This window comes from Sphingobacterium sp. DR205 (assembly GCF_011064245.1).
Classification (GTDB): Bacteria; Bacteroidota; Bacteroidia; order Sphingobacteriales; family Sphingobacteriaceae; genus Sphingobacterium; species Sphingobacterium athyrii.
This window is the reverse complement of record NZ_CP049333.1, coordinates 2,446,197-2,472,828: the sequence shown is the minus strand read 5'-3', so window position 1 is coordinate 2,472,828 and position 26,632 is coordinate 2,446,197. Positions and strand designations below refer to the sequence as shown.

Below are 26,632 nucleotides of genomic sequence, written 5' to 3'. Positions count from 1 at the left end.
AAATATTATAGATCCAACAGACGACGATGATAATTGATCTGCCCTAAATGGTAGGTTAAATGTGTCGTTAAATGCACCAACAAATATTCCGTTGTTGTCTTCTCCTCAAACACTAATATGGGGTATATTGCGGCAAGGTCCTCCTGATTAAGCTTATCCAAAGCTAGATCAACGACACTTATGGTATTGTCTATACCATCTAAAAGTACTGATCTTGGAATATCCCGCAGGGTAAACTCAGCCTCCCTATTTCTAATATAGCCTGTCTTTCCGATCTCCGCTCCAATATAAGTTTGTAAATTGCCAATTAAATGTAAACATAAATTTCCCGCTGAATTCGCAATACCATGATCAACAATCCAGATATTCTCTTCTTGTCCATAAGATGCAATTTCTGTTTTCAATCTATTCAGATCTCTATAAAAAAGACTTTTCAATGTTTTTACAAGCATAATCTAGTTTTTAGTATAATACCATTAGCATTTCTTAATCAAAACTACCAATTTCACAATATTAATTGGTTCTTTATGTGAAGAAGAAAAAGAAAAAATTGCCTCAACTGACTGTAATTTTGAACAGATAGATCTAAACCTCTTGAAAAGTACATCCATTAAATATTCATAAGATATCGTATTTTTACTTGTATCAACAAAGTAATACATACGTATGTTTCCAAAATTTCCAAGAACGACCTGGATCATCTTCTTCATACTAACAGTAACGATCACCCTGCTATTTTCGAAATGCGAAAGTCCTTCGGATGGCAATGATGTCCTTGGTTTTCCCTTTCCCTTTTATACCTATTTAGGCGGGAAACGTTACCCAGAACCACCGGACAGAACATATTTCAACGGCATATATCTTCTTCTGAACCTTGTCGTCTATTTTGGGATCGCCTGTCTATTAAGTTATTCAATAAAAAAAATCAGAAAATAAAAGATTAAAGAAAATAGCGCGAACAGTACAAATTAAACAACATATAATTGGGAAATGAAGTTTTTACCGATTAAATTTACATTGCTAGAATTGCTATCATTATGAAAAAAAACACACAGATAACCAACCTAAGTATAGAATCTGCTGGTTTACCTAAAGATCCAAAATTGGTCATTGCTGAATATATATGGAACGGCTTTGACGCAAAAGCTACTGAAGTTGATATTGTAATTGATAGCAATGAACTCGGTTATATAAACAGTATTGGCATCAGCGATAATGGAGAGGGTATCGTTTTCGATACACTCCCCTATTCATTTGGTAATTTTCTGGATTCAGTAAAGAAAAATAGCATCAGACGAAGTTCCTATACAAGAGGAAAGAAAGGAAAAGGCAGGTTTTCTTTTTCGTTGTTTGCGACAAGAGCGATTTGGAATACAATTGTGAAAGAAGAAGGAGTTTTAAAAACATACCGCATACAGATCGATAGGGACAGCAAAGAACAATATGACGTTAGCGAAAGTACCCGTATAGAAAATCAAAAGACGGGGACCCAAGTGAGATTAGAGGGCGTTTTCGGGCTAAATTCATCCTATTTGGAATCGAAAGAATTTATAGATTTCATGGCGCAGGAATTTGGCTGGTTTCTATACCTTAACCGCGATTTAGATTACACCATACGAATCAACGGCGCCATATTAATCTATGATCATCTGATTCAAGAAACGGATCTACTGTCATGGACCTTATATAGCCCTGAAGAAGGTCCCTCCTACACGTTTCACGTCAATTATATTCGTTGGAACCAACAGATCGGGGACCGATATTACTATTACTTGCGCAATAGCGATAAAAGAGAAATTGCCAAAGTACTCAGCAGCTTTAACAATAATGCGATAGATTTTCATCACTCGGTATATGTAACATCCGATTTTTTTGACGCTTTTGAACAAGAAGATATTAGCATTTCAACGGACGTCAATCTCTTCACTGGCAAAGAGAAACAAGTTGTGTACCGTAATCTGCTTGCTGAGTTGCGCGATTTTCTGGATCGCAAACAAAAAAAATACGTTCGTGAAAATGCTGTAGCTGTCAAACTCAGTGAATTGGAAAAGAAAGGTTTTCTACCCGGTTACGGGCAAACAGACAACGACAAAAAAAGAAAAGAAACATTGCTCGCATTGCTGCAAGAAATCTACATCATAGACCCGCGCATCTTCTTTGGTGTCAAAACCGACCTGATCCGTACCTATCTGGGTTTCCTGGATCTCCTACTACAAACAGAGAAAAGCACAGACATCCTGACCATACTAGAAAAGGCAATTCCATTGTCGGACAAAGAGAGAAGCCGGATAAAACAGATCCTAATACCCCACAATACGCTCAAAAAAGGGGCTATTTGAGAACATTTGAGCGGTATTTTTATTTAATGACTTTCAAATGTCATTAAATAAAATAAAAAGTTAGAATTTTGCTTAACACTGTTAAATCATTTATGCATTAAGCATGGGTAGTAAAGAACGCATACAACGCCTTAAAGATGAGAATAGAACAAATATTCTCGATGCCGCTCTTCAAATCGTAAAAGAAGAGGGATGGCAGGCATTGAGTATGCGCAAAATTGCGGATATCATCGAATATACCGCCCCCATGATTTATGAGTATTTTGCAAACAAAGATGCAATTTTAAACGAACTTGCCAACCAAGGTTATCTCTTACTTGCCAAAAAAGTCAGACAAGCCAAATCAACTCAAACCGACTTGGAGAAACAATTGGAAGCAATGTGGTTCAGTTATTGGGATTTTGCATTTGAAGAGCGCGAATTATACCAACTCATGTTTGGGGTAGGTACAGCTTGCTGTGGGTTTGAAAAAACCTATAAGTGTGCTGAATCTCATGGCAGATTGATCAGTGACGTAATTCGTGAGATCATGAAGGATAAAAGTCCGTCAGAAGACCTGATCTGTAGAAAATATTTCACGTACTGGTCTATTATACATGGGCTCATATCCATCAATTTAGTGAATCAAGGCAACGGAGATAACACCAACCAGGAGGTACTAAAAGATGCGATCTACGGAATCACCCGTTCGCTTACTGACTAATTTTTTTGCATCAAAAAATACAACGTTAAAGAATCTAACACCGTTAAATATACCAAAACTTCAATTTTTAATATCACATGAAAACAAATGTATCACCAAGTCTTAAGAAGATTTACGTTCCTGCACTTAACAGTGTTAAACGAATTAATATCGTAAAGACTGCATATGTGCTTAGTGCAATCTTGTTGTACAGCTGTTCGACAGGAACAAGCAAACCTAATGATCCACCACCAGTTAGCCTTCCTGTTGTCAGCATCGAAAATGGCAACGAGATCGTCTATCAGGAATATCCGGCAACAATCGAAGCTTCTGCCAATATTGAAATCAGACCTCAGGTTGAGGGCATTTTGGAACAGATTTATGTCGATGAGGGTGCGAAGGTCAGTAAAGGTCAGGCGCTTTTTAAAATTAATGACCGCCCATACCAAGAACAATTGAATCAAGCTAAGGCCAACTTATTAGCTGCGAAAGCTGCATTGGAAACCGCAGAACTGGAAGTTGAAAAGAAAACAAAGTTGGTTAACACCAAAGTCCTGACTGATTTTCAATTAAAAACGGCGATCAGTGCGCGCAATGCTGCTAAAGCGAATGTACAATTGGCAATATCTGCTGTAGAGACCGCAAAAATCAATGTGGGCTATACCTTGATCCGCGCTTCGGCCGATGGATATATCGGAAGGCTGCAACGTAAACAAGGAAGTTTAGTGGGCCCAACTGATACACAACCCCTGACAGCACTTTCAAATGTCAGAGATCTCCACGTCTATTTTTCATTGGGAGAAAATGATTTTATTGCCTTCAAAAACAATACGGAAGGTAGTAATCTGCAACAAAAATTAAACAACCTTCCCCCGATCAGCTTGGTGCTTTCTGATCAGACTATTTATGATCAAAAAGGAAAAATAGATATGGTGGATGGTCAGTTTGACAAAAACACAGGCGCGATTACGTTACGCGCGACTTTCAGTAATCCCGAAGGAGTGTTACGTAATGGAAATACCGGCCGTGTCAGACTACAAAAGAAATACGATCAGGCTCTATTAGTGCCACAACTTGCTACACTTGAAATGCAAGACAAGATCTTTGTGTATACTGTCGGAAAAGAAAATAAAGTTGTACAGCAGCCTATTACTGTCATCGGAAAAAGTGGTTCAAACTATCTTGTAAGTAAAGGAATCAATGCAGGAGACCGCATTGTTTATAAGGGTATTGATTTACTGCAAGACGGCCAAAAAATTACACCACAAGCTTTATCAAAAGACAGCATCAATTAATATTATAACGACAAACTTATGCTTAAGAAATTTATAGAAAGGCCTGTACTTGCCACCGTAATTTCCATATTACTTGTGATATTGGGAGTAATCGGTATCCTAAAGCTGCCCTTACAGCAGTTTCCAGACATCGCCCCGCCTGCGGTACAGGTCACGGCATTATATCCAGGCGCAAATGCCGAAACAGTACTTCGTGCTGTTGCTCCTTCGCTGGAAGAGTCTATCAATGGGGTCGAAAACATGAGCTATATGAGCTCTACCGCCAGTAATGACGGGTCATTGATGATTACCGTATATTTTAAACTTGGTACGGATCCGGATCAGGCTGCTGTCAATGTGCAGAATCGTGTTGCACAGGCCACCAGTCAACTTCCTTCCGAAGTTGTTCAGGCCGGAATCACAACAGCCAAGCAACAAAATAGCTTGATCATGGTATTGGATCTATATACTGAGGATGAAGGTAAATATGACCAAACGTTTATTACCAACTATGCACAGATCAATATTATTCCGGAGCTGAAACGTATCCCCGGAGTGGGACAAGCGTCGGTTTTTGGCGGTAGTAAAGATTATTCCATGCGCGTATGGCTTAATCCAAACCAAATGGCTGCTTACAAACTGACCCCTGAGGAGGTAATGGCAGCTATTCAGGATAAAAACGTAGAAGCCGCTCCCGGAAAATTTGGAGAAAGTAGCCGTGAAGCTTTTGAATTTGTCATTAAGTATAAAGGTAAACTTAATCAGCCGAGCGATTACGAGAACATCATTATCCGTTCAAACACAGATGGTTCTGTATTAAAACTGAAAGATGTAGCTCGTGTTGAGTTAGGATCTTATACTTATGCCAGTAAGACCCGCATCAATGGAAAAGCTGGTCTCAACATCGGTGTAATGCAATTAGCGGGATCCAATGCGAATGAAATTCAGATTGCCATACAGGAGTTTATGAAAAAAGCTTCGTTAAGCTTTCCAAAAGGTGTAAAATATCTCGTTTTATATAACACTAAAGATGCGCTCGACCAATCCATTGATCAAGTTAAACACACATTGATCGAAGCATTTATTCTGGTCTTTTTAGTTGTTTTCCTATTTCTTCAGGATTTTAGATCAACACTGATACCGGCCATTGCTGTACCAGTGGCAATTGTAGGAACATTTTTCTTTATGCAGCTTTTTGGCTTCTCCATCAATCTATTAACCTTATTTGCGCTTGTACTGGCAATCGGTATCGTCGTGGATGATGCGATCGTGGTGGTCGAGGCTGTACACGCCAAAATGGAGCATAATAATCTCCCGCCCAAATTAGCAACGACCTCTGCCATGAGTGAGATTACGGGAGCCATTATCTCCATTACCCTGGTCATGTCTGCGGTCTTCCTCCCTATTGGTTTTATGGAAGGTTCGACTGGAGTTTTCTATCGACAATTTGCCTTTACATTGGCCATAGCAATTGTGATTTCGGCGATCAATGCACTGACATTAAGTCCGGCGCTCTGTGCCCTATTTTTAAAACCTACGCACCATAACCACGACGAGACCAAGAAACTTAATTTCAAAGAACGTTTCTTCACAGGATTCAATGTCGGTTTTGACCGCCTGACCAAAAACTATTTAGGCAGCTTACGTTTTCTGGTCCGTTACAAATGGGTAGCTTTTGCAGGCTTAGGTATCACCTTGTTGTTGACAATTTTTATGATTCGTCGTACACCAACAGGATTTATCCCTTCCGAAGACCAAGGTTTTATCGCTATATCATTTTCTATGCCAGCCGGTGCCTCTTTGGATCGGACTTCGGAAGCATTAGCTGAAGCTGAAAAACAACTTCAACATGCTGACTTCACCAAGACACTAAACGTTTTGGCTGGTTTTAATATTTTAACGCAATCAACCAGTCCATCAGCAGGTGTAGCATTTATTTTGCTGAAACCACATGAAGAACGTGGCAGTATCAAGGACATCAACGCTATTATGGCCGATGTGAACCAACGTTTAGCAAGTATCAAGGGCGCCAACTTCTTCGTGTTTACCTTCCCTACAGTCCCTGGATTTAGTAACGTGGATGGTCTCGATATGGTTCTTCAAGATCGGACAGGTGGACAACTTGGTAAATTCAGTACAATAGGTCAAGGGTTCATAGGAGAACTCATGAAGCGTCCTGAAATCATGATGGCCTTTACAACCTTCAAAGCCGACTACCCGCAGTATGAGCTACAAGTGGATGACATCAAAGCCGAACAACTTGGTGTAAGTACCAAAAGTATCTTACAAACCATGCAAGCTTATTTTGGTAGTGCGCAGGCGTCAGATTTTAATCGATTCGGAAAGTACTATCGTGTTATGGTCCAAGCGGATGCAAAAGATCGTAGCGAACCAACTTCCATGGACGGAATCTTTGTAAAAAACAGATTAGGTGACATGGTACCGATCAACACGTTGGTCAAATTGCAACGTGTATATGGACCGGAGACTGCTTCGCGTTACAATCTATTTAATTCGATCGGAATCAATGCAATCCCAAAACCCGGCTATAGTTCTGGGGATGCGATCCGTGCGGTGGAAGAAGTGGCGAAGCAACATTTACCTACTGGATTTACCTATGAATTTTCGGGTATGACCAAAGAAGAAATTGTTTCGGGAGGTCAGTCGACCCTTATTTTTATTCTTTGTTTAATCTTTGTTTACTTCCTGCTTGCAGCACAATATGAAAGTTATATTATCCCATTAGCGGTTATACTCTCTATTCCAACAGGGATATTCGGGGTCTTTGCAGCAATTAGTCTCACCGATACGGCCAATAATATTTACGTTCAGGTAGCTCTGGTCATGTTGATTGGCTTGTTGGCAAAGAATGCTATTTTAATTGTCGAATTTGCTATTCAGGGTCGGAAACAGGGACTCTCAATACCTAGTGCGGCGCTTAAAGCAGCACGCTTACGTCTGCGTCCTATTATCATGACCTCCCTAGCCTTTATTGTAGGTATGATTCCTATGATGAGCGCAGTAGGCCCCTCTGCACAGGGTAACCACTCAATCAGTATTGCAGCAGCTGGTGGAATGCTCAGTGGCGTTGTATTAGGACTGTTTATTATTCCTATCCTCTTTATTGTTTTCCAATTTATACAGGAGAAAGTAAGCGGCACGCCGGGCGAAAAACAACGGGAAAATGAATCCATTGCTTTGGAAATTCCTGTACATACAAATAATTAGTGAACAATGACAACATCGAAATATATGAATAGAAAAGCAAAGCTACTGACTATTTTCATCTTATCTTTTGCAGCGTGGTCTTGTAAAACAGATAAATTGGTCAGCAATAAAAACCTTGCGCCAAATCTGCCCGAGCAATATCGTGATCAGGGAAAAGCGTCACAAGAAAACAATATTGGTTCTATTCCCTGGCGCGACTTTTTTAAAGATCGGGTTTTACAAAGTTTGATCGACAGTGCTATCCAACATAACCTGGATATGCAATTGGCTCTTAAAAATATCGAGGCATCTCAATTGAGCTTAAGGCAGGCAAAGGCAAATTATCTTCCTTCGGCACAGTTGCAGATCAGGGGAAACAGCACCAACCCCTCCAATAACAGTATGAACGGATTGAGTTTGGGCCAATTTTTAAAACAGCACCATGTTGAAGACTATACGGCTTCAGTGGGTGTGTCCTGGGAGGCGGACCTATGGGGAAAAATCAAAAACCAGAACGCCGCTGCTTTAGCATCGTACTTACAGACGGAAGAAGCAAAAAAAGTCATACAAACACAATTGATTGCCCAGGTAGCACAAGGCTATTATCAACTTTTGATGCTCTACCAATTGCGGGATATCGCACAGCAAAATTTACAGTTGAGCGACACGACACTCCGCATCGTTAAGCAACAATACGAAGTTGGTGATATTACATTGCTCGCCTTAGAACAAGTCGATGCACAGCGTTTATCTGCGGCCGCACTTATCCCTGATTTCGAGCAGCAGATCCGACTTCAAGAGAATGCGATCCAAATCCTTAGTGGTAAACTCCCTGCGGAAATCAAAACACAGGAGCAATTGGTCAATGTTCGTTTTCCCGAAGATTTGGCTACAGGGATACCGGCAGACTTATTAAGCCACCGTCCGGATGTGAAACAGGCTGAACTTGCTGTCACAGCTTCTCAGGCCTATCAAAAATCCGCCAAAGCGAGAATGTATCCGTCCTTGGTCATTAGTGCCGAGGCTGGAGTTAATGCATTCAAAGCAAGTAACTGGTTTAATTTGCCAGGCTCGCTATTTGGTGCTATTACAGGAAGTATTACACAGCCTATTTTTCAGCGTAGAGAGTTGAAAACACAATATGAACTTGCTCGTATAGAACAAGAAAAAAATGTGATGATTTTCAAACAAAAGGTCATTGCTGCGGCTGGCGAGGTTTCCGATGCTTTGGTCTCGATCCAAAAACTAAAAGAAAAACAACAGATTACTTTGGATCGAACCAATCGTTTGAAAGAGGCTACAAAACATGCCAACCTACTGTTTGAGACGGGTATGGCTACTTACCTAGAAGTAATCACCGCGCAAAGCAATATATTGCAGAGTGAACTGGAGCTCGCGCAAGTCAAAAAAGCCGAACTTTCAGCTGTAGTAGATCTCTATCGTTCCTTAGGTGGCGGCTGGAGCAATAACTAATTTTCGAAAGTGCAATTTTTCTAATTTTATATCACATATCTGGGAGGCAGGGGACCGCGAGGGTCTCCTGCCTTATTTTTGGTAGCAACATCTTTGACCTTTTACCGTTTCCGCTAAGTTTGGACTTTCCTACTCCTACTCCTACTCCTACTCCTACTCCTACTCCTACTTGATCTCCCCCTATTGAGACTCCGATATCTTCGCCCTATCCATTACAATTTCATGCATAACGATTGCCACAGTTATAAATACTTCAAACCTTGGAATAAAAGGGACAAATGCAATCACAATCACGCAATTATTTTTGTGAGACAATAAATTCAATAACATGAAAAACTTAAAAATGATTGCAATGCTATGTTACATGGTCATTTGCACTTTATTACTTGGTAGCTGCAGTAAGGATGATGAGGTAACACCCGAACCTCAGCTGACGCCCAGCGAAATATTAGCAAGTACAGCCTGGGAAACTACCAATGCCAAAAATAACAAAGGTGAAAATGTGGTCCTGACAGATGCCAACGTTTCAAATTTTGTAGGTTTTGCCTATTTTAAATCTGATGGCACCTTTACCATGTTCAATCTTGATGACTCTCCCAAAATGCATGGCGACTGGTCGGTTTCAGCGGATGGAAAGACACGGACCATCGTTGCTAAAAACGCTGCTGGAGAAACGCTTTTCACACGTATCGTTGATATTACTGTATTGACAAAAGAGGAATTTACGTACCGGATTTATCCAAACAATGACAATAAGTCCGTTTATTTCGATATTATACACACACCAACCACACACACAGAACCAAAATAATCGGTCGTATTATTTGACGTAGAGATAAGGCGACCCCTTAATCAAAAGGATTGGCAACATTTCAAATATTGTCAATCCTTTTTATCACTTCCGTTTATCAACTTTTTGGACTACTTGAATCCATAAACTCGCTAAATTCTTCAATATCATGGTAACCAAATACCTTTATTTCGGAATGATCAGCTACAAATTCACGAATTTTATCCATCGAAGCCAGTCGTAGACGGTTATCTTCCGCTCTCATTTTGGCTAAGCTATTTACAGGATGTGTTTCGTCTGTCAACTCAACTCTCATGTAATACGCGTCAGCCACATAGAGCAACTTTACTTCCTGTGATTCTATCGCAACACCACAATGCCCCAGTGTATGCCCAAAAAGTGGAACAAGATATAAGGACAGTTTCAGATCAATCGCGAGTTTTCTCGCTTCAAGGCCATGCCATTGAAAATCACTTTTTGCATACGTCCTGATTACGGGGTTATGCAACAATGGTGTCACCAGGTAGCGTTGATTACCGGACAAATAATTTTCATACTCTTCTTGTCCAAGGTGAACTGTTGCATTTGGAAAATCAGCCAATCCACCAATATGATCGTTATCCAAATGGGATATCACACAATCCGTTACAGCGGACGGATCAAATCCAAGTTTTTCAATCTGACGGATAGCCGTTAAATCTTCATTAAATCGATAGCCGACCATTTCGACAAGTTCTTTACCAATTCGTTCTATCGGAAACATCGTATCCATTAAACCAATACCTGTATCCACTAAAACCAATCTTTCGCCTTCTTTGATTAAAAGGCAGTGTCCACATACATTGTCATTCACAGATGAAACAATCCGAACGCAATTTAAATGATAAAATTCAGCCATCTTAAAATTAATTTATAAGAGCCAATTTAAGAAAATAATAGGCTACATCCATTATTTCGATTGTAAAGCGTAATTGAATTCCTTATATTATCAACTGGATGAATGGATCAAACTAAACTGAAGAGGACAATCCAAGATTTGTATCTATACGATTGAGCTGCGGTAAATGGGTATTTCAGTTTACTCTTTGTACACTTCAGAATAAATTTGTAATCCAATTCTTAAATGAATTGCGAAATTTGTATTGATTTAATGGCAATATACACGTAAAACGTATGCAGGAGAAGACGATCTATAAGAATGAAAAAAATTTAATCAGTACAAATAAGAAGAGGTTATTATTTACCCTGTTGTCTTTTTTCCTCATCTACCTTGTTGCTTATATTATAGATCCGTTCGCCAGCTGCTGGAATGGCTATTTCCAACGAAATATATTTGAAATACTGGGCGAATGGACATTTACAATTATTTATAGTTTCCTCATTTCGGAATTTAGCATTATTGTCCATAATCGCTTGGACGCTGTCTTAACTTGGAAGGACAATCCAACTGAAAGACTGCTTATTGAAACCGTCATCAATCTCATTGTCGTTCTACTCATCAATTTATTACTGGTTTACATCATCTCCCGTTATTATTTTGAACTACAGAACGTTACCATTGCAACATCTTTAGAGGAAAAAAGAGGTGCGATACAAAATATCTCCATCAGTGTGATGATCGCTTTAATGATTATGGGGATAAATATTGGGATCCATCTGATTAACAACTGGAAAAATGAATCTATACGCGCGGCCAAACTTGGCCAAGTTATTTTAGAGGCCGAGCTTCAGTCCCTAAAACTGCAAATTGACCCTCATTTTGTATTCAATAATCTGAGCGTATTGTCGGAAATAATTTTAGAAGATCAACAGCTGGGATATGAATATGCCGAAAATTTCTCCAAAATATACCGCTATCTATTGGTGAATTCAAAAAAAGATGTTATTTCGCTGGAAGAAGAGCTCAATTTCCTTGATTCCTATATTTTCTTGATAAAGAATAGATTTGGGGATGGTGTCCATTTTGAAATTAACGTAGATCCTGCCAAGTCCAATTATCAATTACCACCGCTCACGCTACAGCTCCTGGTTGAGAATGCATTAAAACATAATCAGACCAACAAAAAGCGTTCGTTAAAAATCAAGGTATACACCAATGCACAGAATCAGCTTGTTGTCGAGAATATTTTGATACCCATAGAAAATGTATCGGAATCCTCAGGAATAGGTATTTCCAACATCATTAAAAGATATGATCTTCTGTCAAATCTACAGCCGGAGATATTGAACAACGGAAAAACATTTAAAGTAAATCTACCACTTATAGAACAAAACTCATGAGCATAACCAATGTCTTAATTATTGAAGATGAAAAACTGAATGCTGATCGTCTCAAACGACTGTTGCGGGAAATAAAACCCTCCATACAGATATTGGATGTTTTGGATAATATTGCGGACAGTATCAATTGGTTTCAAGGCAATGAATCTCCGGATTTGGTCATGATGGATATCCGTCTTTCTGATGGTTTAAGTTTCGAGATTCTGGAAAGTATAAAAATTGACTGCCCCATTATCTTTACGACCGCATTTGATGAATATGCCGTCAGGGCCTTTAAGTTCAACAGTATAGATTATCTCCTGAAACCTGTAGAGAAAAAAGAATTAGAAAATGCGCTGATCAAATTAGACAGTCTAAAACTTCAACAGACGAATCAGGACCCGATCCGGGGCTTATTGGATTTTATTTATCCAAAAGATTTCAGAACCCGATTTCTCCTACCCTACAAGGATGGTTATAAAACAATACTGGTAGAAGACATTCAATATTTTTATTCAGAGTTTAAGTTGACACATGCCAAATTGAAATGCGGCACGGTCGAAATTGTACCACAAACCTTAGAAGAACTGGAACAACAACTAAATTCCAAAGTTTTTTTCCGTGCCAATAGACAATTTATTGTGCATATAGACGCAATAAAGAGATTACATAATCATTTTAATGGCAAACTTAAAGTAGAAATCAAATATAGCGAAGATGTCGAAATCCTCGTCAGCCGCGAAAAAGCACAACTCTTAAAAAACTGGCTGGATTATTAATAGACAGCAGTCTTTAATTCCAATTTTTTGGCTCCAGTTAACAGGGTGAGATCAGTTCTGCGAGTAGCGTCTTTCTAAGGAAAACGACAAAAAAGCCCCATTCTGATTAAATAATATCAAAATTCAGCGCATTATAGCTACGTTTCAGCAAGCAATTGTTACGTCTCGGTAGATTTCCTTACAACATCCCTTAAAAGAATTCTTTCTTTTGCTTTATATAAAATGATAAAATGGCACTAAGAACGATGACTTTAAAACCTATCCTTACATTTATTACAGCAGCTACATTATTATCGTCCTGTGGAGGTAACCAAGAACAACCGCAAGAGCAGGCAGTTACTGTTGACTTTATCGAACTATCCCCTGCACAGGCGGAAACAGAAAAAAAATATCCCGGCACATTAGAGGGTACGGTCAATGTTGACGTAAAAGCTCAAGTAACGGGTTATCTGGAGCAGATCTATGTGAAGGAGGGGGATTACGTCACCAAAGGCCAAGCCCTTTTCAAAATAAAAGCAGATGTATATAATGAACAAGTTAATAACAGCAGGGCAGCTTATCAGGCAGCGCTGTCCGCAGAGCAAAATGCCAAACTGGAAATTGAAAAAATCAAGCCCTTGGTAGAAGGTAAGGTGTACACCGAACTTCAACTTAAAACTGCCGAAGCAAATTACGCTGCTGCAAAAGCTCAGGTTGCACAGGCACAAGCGGCCTTAGGCTCCTCGCAAATCAATGCGCGATTTACCTTAATAAATGCTCCAGTAAGCGGATATATCGGGCGGATCCCAAATCGTATCGGAAATCTGATTACGGCTGCAGATGCAACACCGTTGACAACATTGTCTGAAATCAATACCGTGAACGTCTATTTCTCCTTAAGCGAAGCTGATTTTATAACCTTTATGAAGGACCATAAAACAAAATCATCTCAGGATGATGCAACATTGATCCTGGCTGACGGTACAGTCTATAATCACCCTGGAAAAGTAGAAATGGCCAGCGGTAATATTGATAGGACGACTGGTAGTATGACACTAAAGGCAATCTTTTCCAACCCGGACAAAATACTTCGTTCTGGCGGTTCAGCCAAAGTTGTCCTAAAAAAGGCTCATGACAATGTATTGTTAGTGCCCATGGCAGCTGTTAAAGATATCCAGGACCGCTATTTTGTTTATGTCATCGGAGACAAAAACAAAATTGCCATGAAACAGATCGAGATTGCCGGAAATACGGCCAACGAGTATCTGCTCAAATCAGGTCTAACAGCGGGTGAAAAAATCGTAATGAATCGAATTGATATGCTTAATGACGGAATGCAGGTTCAACCTACTAAGAAATAAGAACCTGTAGTAGATTTATCTAAAATTTAAAATAAAATGCTGAAGAAATTTATTGACAGGCCAGTTTTGGCAACTGTTATATCTATCATATTTGTCATACTCGGAATCATCGGTCTACTCAGGTTACCACAGACACGGTTCCCGGACATCGCTCCACCCACTGTTCAAGTGACAGGAAGTTACCCCGGCGGTAATAGTGAAACCGTACTACGCTCAGTTGTTACACCACTGGAAGAACAGATCAACGGTGTGGAGGACATGGAATATATTACCTCAACGGCCAGTAATGACGGTACATTTTCGGTGCGTATCGTCTTCAAGGCTGGGGTAAATCCAGATCAGGCAGCAGTAAACGTACAAAACAGGGTGCAGCAGGCTACTCCAATTTTGCCACAGGAAGTGGTCCGTATGGGATTGACGACTTCCAAACAGCAGAATAGCATGATCATGATTTTCAATATCTATACCGTAGATAACAAAAAATATGATGAATTATTCCTGCAGAACTATGTCAACATTAACCTGATCCCACAGATCAAACGTGTTCCCGGCGTGGGCCAGGCCATGGTATTTGGCTCCAAAGACTACTCCATGCGCGTTTGGCTGAACCCTCAGAAAATGGCAAGTTACGGTCTTGTACCTCAAGAGGTCATCGCCGCTATTTCTAAACAAAGTCTGGAATCTGCCCCGGGAAAATTAGGTGAAGAATCAAAAGCACCCCTGGAATATGTCATTCGATATAAAGGGAAAAAGAACCTTCCGGAACAGTATGAAAACATTATTGTCAAAAATAATGATGTTCAGATCGTCCGGCTAAAAGATGTTGCCCGGATAGAATTTGGCTCGATCAGCTATAGCGGTAACTCGCAAAATAATGGTTTGAACACGGTTACAATCGGTATTTTCCAGACTTCTGGTTCCAATGCCAATGAAATCGAAATAGGGATCGATAAACAGATCGAAATAGCACAACGCTCTTTTCCTCCCGGCATCAAGATCTTTAAACTGATCAGTACCAAGGAACGTCTGGATGAAAGTACCGCTCAAGTACGTTCTACATTAATTGAAGCATTCATTTTGGTCTTTTTGGTTGTGTTCTTATTCCTGCAGGATATCCGATCGACCATTATCCCCGCAATTGCGGTACCAGTTGCCATCGTGGGAACGTTCTTTTTCTTGCTGGTATTTGGTTTTACCATCAATATATTGACCCTTTTCGCCTTGGTATTGGCGATCGGTATTGTCGTCGACGACGCCATTGTTGTCGTCGAAGCCGTCCATGGCAAGATGGAAACATCGACCATGACCGGTAATGAGGCCACACACAGTGCCATGGGCGAAATAACTGGTGCCGTAATCTCGATTACCTTGGTCATGTGTGCTGTATTTATTCCGATCGGTTTTATGACGGGTTCATCGGGAATGTTTTATAAACAATTTGCCTATACACTAGTTATCGCTATTGTAATTTCGGCAATCAATGCGCTTACATTGACCCCAGCACTATGTGCCTTGTTACTGAAAAACACACATGCCGAAAATCATAACGGGCAAACGCAGAAAGCAGGATTCTCCCAGCGGTTTTTCAAAGCATTTAATGCTGGTTTTGAGAACATGACAAATAGATATGTTGGTTCACTGAAATTCCTCGTTAAGAGAAAATGGATAGCAGCTTTATTAATTATCACCACGATAGCTGCTGCAGGATATTTGATGACGAGTACCTCAAAAAGCTTTGTTCCAATGGAAGATGACAACTTTGTCGTGTACAGTTTGGAGATGCCGCCGGGAACCGGTCTCGATCGGACGACAAAAGCCGTGGAAAAAATAGAAAAGCTACTCGCTGACCTACCCGCTATTGAAAGTCACACAAGTATAACGGGTTTCAATATGATCGGGAACAACTCCAGTGCGGCATATGCAACAGGATTCATCCGTCTAAAGGATAAGAAAAAACGTGGTGAAATGAACGATATTGATCAGATCCATCAGGTGATTTCTGAAAAGCTGACCACTGTCAAAGAAGGTAATGCAATGGCCTTCCGCTCCCCTCCTGTTGACGGTTACGGTATGATGAACGGGGCCGAACTTGTACTGCAGGATAGAGCCGGTAAATCCCCGGTGGAGCTTAAAGCGATGTCCGATTCTGTTATTGCTAAGATCATGCAACAACCGGGTGTGCAATTTGCTTATACCATGTTTAGAGCGGATTACCCTCAAATGGAACTGGAAGTTGACGAGGATAAAGCTGCCCAGCTTGGAGTCGATGTCAGTGAAATGCTTTCTTCGGTCCAGACCTATTTTGCGGGCGATCAATCATTGAATTTCAATCGCTTTGGTAAATTCTATCGTATTGCCGTAAAAGCAGATGGAATTTTTAGAACAGATAAGGACGCATTCAATGAAATATTTATCAAGAATAACAAAGGGGAAATGCTGCCCGTAAATACATTGGTAACACTACGTAAAGTCTATGGACCAGAATCCGTAACACGCTACAACCTGTACAACTCACTCACCATAAATGTCGTTAGTAATCCGGGCATCAGTAACGGAGCTATTATGGAAACATTGGAGAAAAACGTATTGAACAAGCTACCCGGAGACTATAGTTACGAATGGACAGGACTTAGCCTTGAAGAAAAATCTAGCGGCAATCAGACGATGATTATTTTGACATTGAGCTTATTGTTCGTCTACTTCTTGCTTTCCGCTCAATATGAAAGTTACCTATTGCCGTTGGCAGTTCTGTTATCGATTCCGACAGGGATTATAGGATCGTTCTTAGGAACACGTGCTATCGGTCTGGACAATAATATATACGTTCAAGTCGGATTGATTATGCTAATTGGTCTCTTGGCCAAGAATGCGATTCTGATCGTTGAGTTTGCTTTGCAGCGTAGACGGGCAGGTTCTTCACTCCTTGATTCGGCTCTGGAGGGTGCCAAAGCACGTCTAAGACCGATCTTAATGACCTCATTGGCTTTTATAGCAGGTATGATCCCATTGATGTTCGCATCGGGCGGAACAGCAACAGGCAACCACTCCATCAGCACCGGAGCAGCAATGGGGATGTTAAGCGGTGTGATCCTGGGTGTGATCGTTATACCTCTATTATACCTGGTGTTTCAATATTTGCAGGAAAAGGTTTCAAGTAAAAAACTCGTGGATAAGACAAACCATTAAAATGAAAAAATTTCATCAATATATTATCATATTAGCAGGCACTTCCCTACTGCTCGCTTCATGCAGTGTGGGCAAAAAATATACACGTCAGGACATGGAGCTACCGGAAAATTTCAGAAATAACGAAATTGTCCTGACTTCCGATACACTAGCATTATCATGGCGCAAGTTTGTGAAGGATTCCAATCTGACTGCACTCATAACGAAAGCACTGGTTAAAAACACGGATGTAAGTGTGGCACTGCTTAGTATGCAACAGCTGGAGCTCGCTTATAAACAATCAAAAAAGGGTTTGTTGCCGACACTTGACCTAAATTTGGGCGCGAATAGAACTTGGCTATCCACCAATTCCCTCAATGGTTCCCTCAGTGATCAATTTATCGGAACACCCTATATGGATGACTACAGCGCTACGCTCAGGCTTGCCTGGGAAGCAGACATCTGGGGAAAGGCAAAAATGCAGAAAGAAGAAGCTTTAGCAAATTTCTTTGGACAGAAGGAAAATTTATCTGCATTAAAGACCCGCATTATTGTTCAGGTTATCCAATCTTACTACAATTTGATCGCATTGGATGAACAGCTAAAGATTGCACAAAAAAACGTTCAGCTTAGTGACAGTACATTGGCGATGATACGCCTCCAATATAATTCTTCACTCGTGAGTTCGTTAGCTGTTGAACAAGCCGAAGCCCAAAAGAAAACTGCAGAATTGCTGATTCCTTTGGCAGACCAGAATATTGCCGTGGAAGAAAATGCCCTAAGCATTCTCTGTGGCGGTTTTCCTGATAAAATTCAGCGCTCCGAAGATCTTGATGCAACATTCGTCAACGAAACAGTAGCAACCGGTGTTCCTGCCGAACTGCTTAGCCGGAGACCCGACGTAAAAGCAGCTGAATATGCTATTGTCGCCGCTAATAGTAAAATGGGATTAGCGAAAGCTGCAATGTATCCTTCAATAAGTTTAACACCTTCGATCGGAACGAACTCCTTTCAGTTCAATCGCTGGTTTGATCTGCCGGGTTCAATAGTGAAAACAATAGCTGGCAACATCACCCAGCCCATTTTTCAAAAAGGTGCATTAAAAACGAACTATGACATCTCGGTAATCGAGCGGGAGAAATTGGCGGTACAGTTCAAACAATCCGTTATGCTCGCGGTTTCGGAAGTATCGGATGCCTTGGCTAAAATTAAACATAGCGAAAGGAGGTTACAACTGATTGAAGCTAAATCCAAATCATTGGCCAAAGCGACTTCGGATGCTGCGCTCTTATACAAAAGTGGCATGGCAAATTATTTGGAGGTCATAACCGCACAAAACAATGCTTTACAAAATGATCTCGAACATATTAGCATAAAGCGGGAAAAACTAAACGCAGTGGTGGATCTTTACCGCGCATTGGGTGGAGTTAACGATACCGAACAGTAACGGGATAAGCATAAGGTTTTCTTCAGACGATTTTGGGCATATCCATGTTATCAAAGTTTAATCAACGGGGGCTGATGAAAATTAGCCCCCGTTTTTGGCAGATACCCTCACCACAAATACAATCACCCAAATGGATCCTTGCTATTTTTCATTCATCAAAATTAAACCATTAAATTTTCTTATCTTCGGATAAGAAATAGAATGTTATGAACAGAACAAGCTGTCTTCCTCCTCCAATCGTTTAATATTTGCTAAAATATTAATAAAGTATGGCACCGAATAATCGGCTAATTGCCCATGCCTTAAATTCTCAATCAAATTTTATAACAATAAATATCTGTCTTTTTTAAGATAGATCTGGAAGACAACATCTTATGAAACATTCATATTTCATACTGCATCTTGCTGTGGTATGTTTAGGTATATCGGGCGTATTGGGCAAGGTCATCAGTCTCAATGAAGGTATGCTAACCTGGTATCGGGTATTTTTCGCTGCTATTTTTCTATTTTTTATTTTAAAATGGTTTAAAATTCCACATCAGATCAGCTTAGCTGAAAAATTAGCTATCGCAAAAAATGGGCTTTTGGTTACAGCTTCCTGGCTACTTTTTTATGCAAGTATCAAATATTCCAATATTTCCATTGGCGTAGTCTGTTACTGCATGGCTAGTTTCTTTACCGCAATCTTTGCTCCAATGATCAACAGAACAAGGTTTAAACGTTCGGAGTTTCTGCTGAGTGGACTTACACTATGTGGCATAGCATCGATATTTCATTTCGATACAGCGCATCAATTGGGTATTATCTTGGGAATCATTTCACCAGCATTCGCTTCGCTTTACGCGATTTATAATGAACGTTTGGTCAAACGATACAATAGTATAATCATCAATTATTATCAAATGATCGGCGGGACTATCGGCCTGGGTCTGCTCCTTCCCGGCTATCTTTATTATTATCCCATGTCCTCTTTTATCCCGAGTTTAACGGATATGCTGTACCTCCTCATTTTGTCCCTCTTTTGTACCGTTGCCGTATATATCGCTTTCACAGAAATTTTAAAGAGAATTTCTGCTTTTACGCTCAATTTAAGCCTTAACCTCGAACCTGTGTATGCTATCCTAATTGCATTTTTTTTCTTTCATGAATCCAAAGAACTCAATCTATCATTCTATTTCGGACTTTCATTGGTTATGCTCTCTGTGTTTATCCAGGCACTCCTCGGTAGAAAAAGAGAATAATCGAGATTTTGATATAACATAAAGACGATGAAATCGTTTAGCACGAATTAAGAACAGATTCATGAGATATGTCCAAAAATTTGTTCGGGCAAAGTCTTATATTTATATCATATCGAAAGCTCACTTGCAATAAGAAATTCAAGTGAGCTTTCGAAAAAATGAACATCACTTAGACAATATTATGAGCAATTCTTCTTCAGACAACAAACTTATCCATGAGCAAATTCAATATCTTGAATTTATATCAAGCGATCTTGAAAGAGCTAAACAATTCTATTCAGCAAGTTTTGGCTGGAGCTTTACAGATTACGGTCCTGAGTATACGGCCTTTGACGGTAAATATGTGGATGGAGGTTTTACGGTTGGAACACCGATAAACGGCAGTATTTTAGTCGTTCTTTACTCGAATGATTTGGTCGCTACGCGTGACAAAGTCACTCAGGCCGGGGGTGTCATTGTCAAAGACATCTTTAGCTTTCCTGGTGGCAAAAGATTCCAATTTAAAGACCCCGACGGCTATGAGCTGGCTGTATGGGCAACAGAATAGACCGATCAGACAGGCGAATAGCATAAAACACAAGGGGCTTAATAAATTAAGCCCTTTTTTGTTTCTGATAATTTTTATTTCTGTTCTTATTGGAACGTCTTCGATTTTGCGAATTGCCGCTTTTCTTTGTAGGATTATATTCAGGTCCAGCCTCAAAGCCCTCCGGTAAAGCGATTTGTTCTACAGGATAACCGATCAGGTTTTCAATCTGAGAAAAACGTTGCTGATCTTTGTCATTCACAAAAGTAATGGCAGTACCTGTTGTTGCAGCTCTCGCTGTACGGCCGATACGGTGTACATAATCCTCAGGATCTGGCGGAACATCATAATTTACAACCAGACTGATCCCTACGATATCGATACCGCGCGAAATTACATCCGTCCCGACAAGCACCCTCACCTGCCGTGATCTAAATCTGCTCATGATATCCTCACGCTTCGCCTGTTCGAGATCAGAATGAAAACCTTCTGCGTCTATTCCCTGTTTTTGCAGTTCTTGTGCCAATAATTTAACTGTAGTTTTTTGTGAGGCAAAAATGATGACAGAGACATAATTAACATCCTGTAAGATAATCTTCAATAGATCCATCTTTTGCTTATCATATACAAGATATGCACGCTGATCTATACCTTCCGAAGGTTTTGAAATGGCGATATTGACTTCAACGGGTTTAGAAAGAATCTTTCTCGCAAAATTTCGGATTTTGAGGGGCATCGTCGCGGAAAAAAGCAGCATTTGCTTTTTCTTTGGCAGATAGCTGACAATGCGTAATATATCATCCTGAAACCCCATATCCAGCATACTGTCCGCTTCATCCAGCACAAAATGCGTCAGATGGGTTAAATCGACTTTCATTGAGGTAAGGTGACTAATTAGTCGACCAGGGGTAGCGACAATAATATTAACACCCTCCCGGATAGCACGTTTCTGCTGTTCGTAGCCCATACCGTCACCACCTCCGTAGATCGAGATGGAAGTTGCCCCCGTATAATAGGACATCCCCATGATCTGTTGATCTATTTGCAATGCCAGTTCCCTTGTCGGAACAAGTATAATCGCACGTATGTATTCTTTAGCATCCCTAGCGACTGCATCTAAAATTGGCAACATATATGCCGCCGTTTTCCCCGTGCCTGTCTGCGCACAGGCAATCATATCGCTTCCTTCCTTTATGACGGGAATTGTCTGTTCTTGAATAGGCGTAGCCTCTTCAAACATCATGCTTTCTAAGCCCTCTTCCAATTCCGGAACAAAACCAAATTCAGTAAATCTCAAATTTTATTATTTTATTAAATATGTGCTAAGTTACTAAAACTAATCTATATATGAGGTCAGCTTTTACTTTCCAAAGGAGCATACCGAAAATAAACCTGCTGACAGCATTTTAAATCCATGCCATTTTTAGCCTATACTCTCTAGATTGTTTTTGGAATTACCCGCCAATCTCAATATCGTATATCCTATTATTCCAGCGCAAAGCGAAGCCATAAGCACCGCAAATTTTGCTTCTTCGATCAGGAAGGCGTCATCAAATGATAAGATAGATATGAAGATAGACATGGTAAAACCAATTCCCCCCAATAAACCTACACCGAAAATTTGCATCCAGCTTGCACCATCCGGAAGCTGTGCTATTTTCATTTTTTTTGCGATAAAACAAATTAAAAATATGCCAACTGATTTTCCGGCAATCAATCCCACAATAATACCGAGTCCCAATTTTGAAGTTAAACCGCCAACCATTTCTGCATGAATTGGAATTAATGTATTTGCAAACGCAAACAAAGGGATAATAATAAAATTCACGGGTTTAGTCAATAAATGCTCAAGCTTTTCCAGCGGAGACTCTGTTTCATCAGGCGTAGTGGGTAATGTCATTGCTACCAACACCCCCGCAATAGTCGCATGTATGCCAGAATGATGGATAAAATACCAAATAAAAAGCCCCGGAATAAGATAAGCCCATAGCGCTTTTACCCCAAGTTTATTGAGGACAATTAAAAAAACAAATATGCCCAGCGCAATAAATAGATAGGTTGCATGAATCCCGTTGCTATAGAACAAAGCGATAACTAAGATTGCAAGCAAGTCGTCGACAATGGCCAAAGCCGCCAGAAAAATCTTGAGGCTAGCCGGGACTTTATTTCCCAGAAGTGTGATTACGGCAAGCGCAAACGCAATGTCCGTCGCCATGGGAATTCCCCAACCGTGCGCCGTGTCGGCAGCATCTTTATTGATGATAAAATAGATTGCCGCAGGCAATAATGCCCCACCCACAGCAGCCAAAATTGGAAGAACGGCTTTACTAGGAGAAGATAGCTCCCCCTCCACAATTTCTCTTTTTATCTCCAATCCCACCAATAAAAAGAAAATAGCCATTAATCCATCGTTGAGCCATAACAACCAGGAATATTTCAGCTGGATACTGTCGGTTTCAAATCCTACTTCTCGAAGCAGAAAGTCCATGACCGATCCATATAACGATGTATTGGCCACGATCAACGCCAAGATTACACAGGAAAAAAGAATAATCCCACCAGCAAAGCTAGATTTCAAAAATTCTCTGAAGACAGTTAAATTAATAAGTTTTGACATGACATTAATATCTTTAAATGCTCAAAAGGTTCACAATATACAACTTTACGTCCATTAATCCGACCGCTGATCTCATTATTTCCACCCACGAGCCAGATGACATGAATCTGCCCCATTATAACACAAAAAATAACTATTTTTTAATCGTTCAACACCAAAAAGGTCATTTTGACAACAATCTCTTCCAATAATGTAGACATTTTAACTTTAAACATCGCCTAAAAACCCGACATCTCCATAAAAATCAACACATTATACACAACCACTGCAAACCACTTCTTGATATTGTCATTTTTGTAAAATTTATTTGTCTTTATTGCAAAAAATAGTTAGCTTGCTACTATAGTTAATAAACCGTTTATTATGTGCAAGAAGTGGATTTTCATGGTGCTTCTTTTCGTAGCAAATTTTATATATGCGCAGACGACAGAGGATACAACCCAACATCAACAACAATCAGGCTCCCATTATATTATTTTAGGGATCGTAGCTATTATTGTCATCATTTTTATATTATACAGGAGGCAAAAGAGGAAATTTAATGAATAAGGGAGATCGATTGATCTCCCTTATTGTTTCTAAATACATCCATTTTCTCTTTTAACCACATCATACCTAGTGTTTAATCGGCTCATTAGTTTGCGCTAAACGTTGTGATCCTGTATTCGCAGGGCAAGCAATATCATCTGTCGCGTCGTAAATCAACTTTTTGCCTTTCAATTTTGTGGTCAGTTCCTCGGGTACATATATCTGTACTTTGGTCATGGAGTAACCGCTAGGAAAATATCGGACGTAATAACCATCGGGATGAAGTGTCCAGATACCACTAGGGACATCAGTACGAGGTTCGGCCATACCGGCCATAATCGCATACTTTTCAAATTCGGCATAAGAATAGTTGCCAGAAGAAACCAGCTGCCTGATATTATTCTCTGCTTCAAATATAGTTTGCACAGCAGGTGGCATCTGATCTTTCGCTTTTTGCACAACATCAAACGGTAATATACCTAGTGCCCCGCCTTCCAATAACAACAACTGTTCTGGGCTCAATAACTTCAATGCTGTCTCCTTGACCTCACCAGCATAGTCTATAAATTTGGTCTTAGCAATAATAGTCCACAATAACATCTGTATCGACGATTGTGAAACTTCAGGATGTCTTTCCGCACTTTTTAAGATCGCGATAACAACCTCCCTTTTTTTTCCAAGCGTAGGGGCGTACATATAGCCATCACCCTTGGACGGGGCATAGGTACCCGCCTTCAGACAGTAACTTTTGTTGGTCATTTCAAAATGACCTGCTTCGAGTAGATAGCCGTCCTGACCATTTTTGGTTAAATTTTCCAAGGGTTTATAGACGGCTGTATTTTGAAAATCGGGCATCTGTTCACCTTTTCGATTCACATCTTCAAAACTTGTGCTTATCGCATCAGGTTCCTTTAAAAGCTTGTCCAATCCCAACATTTTGCTCCCTTTGGAAGCTACGGCCTTGCTCGCCTTATCAAGCAGTCCACCAAACTGTGCATGGGCTCCCTGCAAATTCAGCAAAAAGGCAAAAACGACTACTAAAGCATACGGAATGCTATTTCTTTTCATAATTGATTTCATTTCAACGCTAGAGCAACAAAAAAGAAGCCAATTTATAGGTATAGCACCGAATTCATAATTTATTAATCTGGCACATTTTTTTAACCATGTTCTCTACTCTACCGTAGGTCCAATGTCTGCATTTTGCATTTTCGACAGTTAGACGCTATTCACATGAAAATCCAGCTTTTACAAAAGCTAAAACCGAGGCGATTATATCAGGAACTGATGTTTGGAAATAGTTAAAAAATACAAGATTAAAACGTATCTTTGCAGCATGATTAATGTGTCAAATCTCTCCCTTCGTTATGGTAAACGTGTACTATTCGAAGATGTCAATTTAAAATTCACACCTGGCAACTGTTACGGTATTATTGGTGCCAACGGAGCTGGTAAATCTACTTTCTTAAAAATTATTTCTGGCGAAGTTGACCCTTCTACGGGCTCGGTGGCATTTACTCCCGGCGAACGCATGTCTGTATTGAGTCAGGATCACTATGCTTTCGACGAATATACGGTATTAGAAACTGTCATGATGGGTAATCAAGATCTTTACAAAATCATGAAAGAAAAAGATGCCATTTATATGAAAGAAGACTTTTCTGATGCAGATGGCGAACGTGCAGGCGAACTTGAAAGTCTTTTCGCAGAAATGGATGGCTGGAATGCAGAATCCAATGCAGCTACCTTATTGAGCAGCTTGGGCATTAAAGAAGAGCTTCACTATAAGTTAGTCTCTGAAATTGATGGTAATCAAAAAGTACGTGTCTTATTGGCACAGGCATTATTCGGTAATCCAGATATCTTGATTCTCGATGAGCCTACCAATGACTTGGACATCAATACAATTGCATGGTTAGAAGACTTTTTAGCTTCTTATGAAGCAATTGTACTTGTAGTGTCCCACGACCGTCACTTCCTGGATGCTGTATGTACGCATACCGTAGATATAGACTTTGGTAAAATGACTATTTATACAGGTAACTACTCATTCTGGTACGAATCTTCTCAACTGGCATTAAAACAGCGTGCAGACCAAAATAAAAAGATGGAAGACAAGGTTAAAGAACTACAGGAATTTATCCGTCGTTTCTCAGCCAATGCATCCAAATCAAAACAGGCCACTTCCCGTAAAAAGGCGCTGGATAAGATCAATATTGATGAGATCAAACCATCCAACCGTAAATATCCGGCAATCATGTTCAATACCATGAACCGCGAACCGGGAGACCAAACATTACAGGTAGAAGGTTTGAGCAAAACCGTTAATGGTGAAGTATTCTTCAAGGACATCACATTTATGATCAATAAAGGTGATAAAATTGCGGTATTAGGTCCCAACTCTTTAGTCACTACAGCATTTTACGATATTATCACCGGTAGAGATACTGATTTCGGTGGCGAATTTAAATGGGGGGTTACCATCACTCCAGCGGATATGCCAATTGAAAATGCAGCTTTTTTCGAAGGTAAAAATGAAAATTTGGTCGATTGGTTAAGAGACTATACAACCAACCCTGAAGCGGATGAACAGTTTCTACGTGGATTCTTGGGGAAAATGTTATTCTCTGGTGAAGAGGTGATGAAGAAAGTTTCAGTACTTTCCGGGGGTGAAAAAATGCGTTGTATGTTCTCAAGAATGATGCTACAGGGAGCCAACTTCTTAATTTTTGATGAGCCGACCAACCACTTGGACTTAGAGTCAATCACCGCATTGAACAATGGAATGTCAGACTTTAAAGGGTCAATGCTGTTCACCTCCCGTGACCACGAATTGACTGAAACTGTGGCAAACAGGATCATTGAATTGACTCCGAAAGGAATTATCGACAAATTAATGACTTACGATGAATACATCAACAGTGATGTGGTAAAAGCACAACGCGAAGAGATGTATAAATAAGAT

General features: G+C 40.1%; 20 protein-coding genes. 15 read left to right on the top strand and 5 right to left on the bottom strand.

The genetic code is table 11. The features are described from left to right. Positions 1-5: 5 nt before the first annotated feature. Positions 6-452, bottom strand: a complete 447-nt coding sequence (locus G6053_RS10455) for a DUF1572 family protein (RefSeq protein ID WP_108632154.1) — start codon at positions 450-452, stop codon at positions 6-8. Between the two features lie 214 nt (positions 453-666). Here G6053_RS10455 and G6053_RS10450 point away from each other — a divergent pair, with 214 nt between their 5' ends. The 7 genes from G6053_RS10450 to G6053_RS10420 all read left to right on the top strand — a co-directional run bounded on the left by G6053_RS10450 (position 667) and on the right by G6053_RS10420 (position 9,786). After that, positions 667-936, top strand: a complete 270-nt coding sequence (locus tag G6053_RS10450) for a hypothetical protein (RefSeq protein WP_108632155.1) — start codon at positions 667-669, stop codon at positions 934-936. Positions 937-1,037: 101 nt separating this feature from the next. Continuing rightward, positions 1,038-2,339 carry an ATP-binding protein gene (locus G6053_RS10445; protein WP_108632156.1) on the top strand — a complete coding sequence of 434 codons (1,302 nt, stop codon included), beginning with the start codon at positions 1,038-1,040 and terminating at the stop codon, positions 2,337-2,339. 103 nt (positions 2,340-2,442) lie between these two features. After that, complete coding sequence (locus G6053_RS10440) at positions 2,443-3,042, top strand: TetR/AcrR family transcriptional regulator (RefSeq protein WP_108632157.1); 600 nt, start codon at positions 2,443-2,445, stop codon at positions 3,040-3,042. Positions 3,043-3,119: 77 nt separating this feature from the next. Next, entirely contained in the window at positions 3,120-4,316 is a 1,197-nt protein-coding gene (locus G6053_RS10435) for an efflux RND transporter periplasmic adaptor subunit (protein WP_108632158.1), read from the top strand. Positions 4,317-4,334: 18 nt separating this feature from the next. Then, positions 4,335-7,523 (top strand): efflux RND transporter permease subunit, encoded by a 3,189-nt coding sequence (locus tag G6053_RS10430; RefSeq protein ID WP_108632159.1) that lies wholly within the window; start codon positions 4,335-4,337, stop codon positions 7,521-7,523. A gap of 24 nt (positions 7,524-7,547) precedes the next feature. After that, positions 7,548-8,975: an efflux transporter outer membrane subunit gene (locus G6053_RS10425; RefSeq protein ID WP_108632913.1), complete on the top strand. Its 1,428-nt coding sequence runs from the start codon at positions 7,548-7,550 to the stop codon at positions 8,973-8,975. A 328-nt stretch (positions 8,976-9,303) separates the two neighbouring features. Next, positions 9,304-9,786, top strand: coding sequence for a DUF4822 domain-containing protein (locus tag G6053_RS10420; protein ID WP_108632160.1), 483 nt, complete (start codon positions 9,304-9,306; stop codon positions 9,784-9,786). Positions 9,787-9,883: 97 nt separating this feature from the next. Here G6053_RS10420 and G6053_RS10415 read toward each other — a convergent pair whose 3' ends face one another. Continuing rightward, positions 9,884-10,663 (bottom strand): MBL fold metallo-hydrolase, encoded by a 780-nt coding sequence (locus G6053_RS10415; protein ID WP_108632161.1) that lies wholly within the window; start codon positions 10,661-10,663, stop codon positions 9,884-9,886. A 275-nt stretch (positions 10,664-10,938) separates the two neighbouring features. On the opposite strand from G6053_RS10415, the gene G6053_RS10410 reads away from it, so the two are divergent. The 7 genes from G6053_RS10410 (at position 10,939) to G6053_RS10380 (ending at position 20,543) form a co-directional block, all read left to right on the top strand. Next, positions 10,939-12,045: a histidine kinase gene (locus G6053_RS10410; protein ID WP_108632162.1), complete on the top strand. Its 1,107-nt coding sequence runs from the start codon at positions 10,939-10,941 to the stop codon at positions 12,043-12,045. Further along, positions 12,042-12,803: a LytTR family DNA-binding domain-containing protein gene (locus tag G6053_RS10405; protein ID WP_108632163.1), complete on the top strand. Its 762-nt coding sequence runs from the start codon at positions 12,042-12,044 to the stop codon at positions 12,801-12,803. The genes G6053_RS10410 and G6053_RS10405 overlap by 4 nt, the downstream gene beginning before the upstream one ends. 230 nt (positions 12,804-13,033) lie before the next feature. Continuing rightward, positions 13,034-14,143: an efflux RND transporter periplasmic adaptor subunit gene (locus G6053_RS10400; RefSeq protein WP_108632164.1), complete on the top strand. Its 1,110-nt coding sequence runs from the start codon at positions 13,034-13,036 to the stop codon at positions 14,141-14,143. Positions 14,144-14,179: 36 nt separating this feature from the next. Then, the gene (locus tag G6053_RS10395; RefSeq protein WP_108632165.1) at positions 14,180-17,329 is read left to right on the top strand and encodes an efflux RND transporter permease subunit; all 3,150 of its coding nucleotides are present in this window, start codon (positions 14,180-14,182) and stop codon (positions 17,327-17,329) included. A 1-nt stretch (position 17,330) separates the two neighbouring features. Beyond that, complete coding sequence (locus G6053_RS10390; protein ID WP_108632166.1) at positions 17,331-18,755, top strand: efflux transporter outer membrane subunit; 1,425 nt, start codon at positions 17,331-17,333, stop codon at positions 18,753-18,755. Positions 18,756-19,129: 374 nt separating this feature from the next. Beyond that, the gene (locus G6053_RS10385; protein WP_108632167.1) at positions 19,130-19,996 is read left to right on the top strand and encodes a DMT family transporter; all 867 of its coding nucleotides are present in this window, start codon (positions 19,130-19,132) and stop codon (positions 19,994-19,996) included. 181 nt (positions 19,997-20,177) lie between these two features. Continuing rightward, the gene (locus G6053_RS10380) at positions 20,178-20,543 is read left to right on the top strand and encodes a VOC family protein (RefSeq protein WP_108632168.1); all 366 of its coding nucleotides are present in this window, start codon (positions 20,178-20,180) and stop codon (positions 20,541-20,543) included. Positions 20,544-20,589: 46 nt separating this feature from the next. Here the strand turns inward: G6053_RS10380 and G6053_RS10375 are convergent, their stop codons facing one another. The 3 genes from G6053_RS10375 to G6053_RS10365 form a co-directional block, all read right to left on the bottom strand. After that, positions 20,590-21,819 (bottom strand): DEAD/DEAH box helicase, encoded by a 1,230-nt coding sequence (locus G6053_RS10375; RefSeq protein WP_108632169.1) that lies wholly within the window; start codon positions 21,817-21,819, stop codon positions 20,590-20,592. Between the two features lie 126 nt (positions 21,820-21,945). After that, a complete protein-coding gene (nhaA, locus tag G6053_RS10370) occupies positions 21,946-23,139 on the bottom strand; it encodes a Na+/H+ antiporter NhaA (protein ID WP_165306383.1) in 1,194 nt (397 codons plus the stop codon). A gap of 615 nt (positions 23,140-23,754) precedes the next feature. Beyond that, positions 23,755-24,735 (bottom strand): hypothetical protein, encoded by a 981-nt coding sequence (locus tag G6053_RS10365; RefSeq protein WP_165306382.1) that lies wholly within the window; start codon positions 24,733-24,735, stop codon positions 23,755-23,757. A 268-nt stretch (positions 24,736-25,003) separates the two neighbouring features. Between G6053_RS10365 and G6053_RS10360 the strand changes: the two genes are divergently transcribed. After that, complete coding sequence (locus G6053_RS10360; protein ID WP_121121663.1) at positions 25,004-26,629, top strand: ATP-binding cassette domain-containing protein; 1,626 nt, start codon at positions 25,004-25,006, stop codon at positions 26,627-26,629. The last annotated feature ends 3 nt before the right edge of the window (positions 26,630-26,632 follow it).

Coding starts and splice junctions, on each gene's coding strand:
- G6053_RS10395 (WP_108632165.1), top strand. CDS start 14,180: ATGCTGAAGAAATTTATTGACAGGCCAGTTTTGGCAACTGTTATATCT.
- G6053_RS10440 (WP_108632157.1), top strand. CDS start 2,443: ATGGGTAGTAAAGAACGCATACAACGCCTTAAAGATGAGAATAGAACA.
- G6053_RS10430 (WP_108632159.1), top strand. CDS start 4,335: ATGCTTAAGAAATTTATAGAAAGGCCTGTACTTGCCACCGTAATTTCC.
- G6053_RS10360 (WP_121121663.1), top strand. CDS start 25,004: ATGATTAATGTGTCAAATCTCTCCCTTCGTTATGGTAAACGTGTACTA.
- G6053_RS10415 (WP_108632161.1), bottom strand. CDS start 10,663: ATGGCTGAATTTTATCATTTAAATTGCGTTCGGATTGTTTCATCTGTG.
- G6053_RS10410 (WP_108632162.1), top strand. CDS start 10,939: ATGCAGGAGAAGACGATCTATAAGAATGAAAAAAATTTAATCAGTACA.
- G6053_RS10390 (WP_108632166.1), top strand. CDS start 17,331: ATGAAAAAATTTCATCAATATATTATCATATTAGCAGGCACTTCCCTA.
- G6053_RS10405 (WP_108632163.1), top strand. CDS start 12,042: ATGAGCATAACCAATGTCTTAATTATTGAAGATGAAAAACTGAATGCT.
- G6053_RS10365 (WP_165306382.1), bottom strand. CDS start 24,735: ATGAAAAGAAATAGCATTCCGTATGCTTTAGTAGTCGTTTTTGCCTTT.
- G6053_RS10380 (WP_108632168.1), top strand. CDS start 20,178: ATGAGCAATTCTTCTTCAGACAACAAACTTATCCATGAGCAAATTCAA.
- G6053_RS10425 (WP_108632913.1), top strand. CDS start 7,548: ATGAATAGAAAAGCAAAGCTACTGACTATTTTCATCTTATCTTTTGCA.
- G6053_RS10445 (WP_108632156.1), top strand. CDS start 1,038: ATGAAAAAAAACACACAGATAACCAACCTAAGTATAGAATCTGCTGGT.
- nhaA (WP_165306383.1), bottom strand. CDS start 23,139: ATGTCAAAACTTATTAATTTAACTGTCTTCAGAGAATTTTTGAAATCT.
- G6053_RS10420 (WP_108632160.1), top strand. CDS start 9,304: ATGAAAAACTTAAAAATGATTGCAATGCTATGTTACATGGTCATTTGC.
- G6053_RS10400 (WP_108632164.1), top strand. CDS start 13,034: ATGGCACTAAGAACGATGACTTTAAAACCTATCCTTACATTTATTACA.
- G6053_RS10435 (WP_108632158.1), top strand. CDS start 3,120: ATGAAAACAAATGTATCACCAAGTCTTAAGAAGATTTACGTTCCTGCA.
- G6053_RS10455 (WP_108632154.1), bottom strand. CDS start 452: ATGCTTGTAAAAACATTGAAAAGTCTTTTTTATAGAGATCTGAATAGA.
- G6053_RS10450 (WP_108632155.1), top strand. CDS start 667: ATGTTTCCAAAATTTCCAAGAACGACCTGGATCATCTTCTTCATACTA.
- G6053_RS10385 (WP_108632167.1), top strand. CDS start 19,130: ATGAAACATTCATATTTCATACTGCATCTTGCTGTGGTATGTTTAGGT.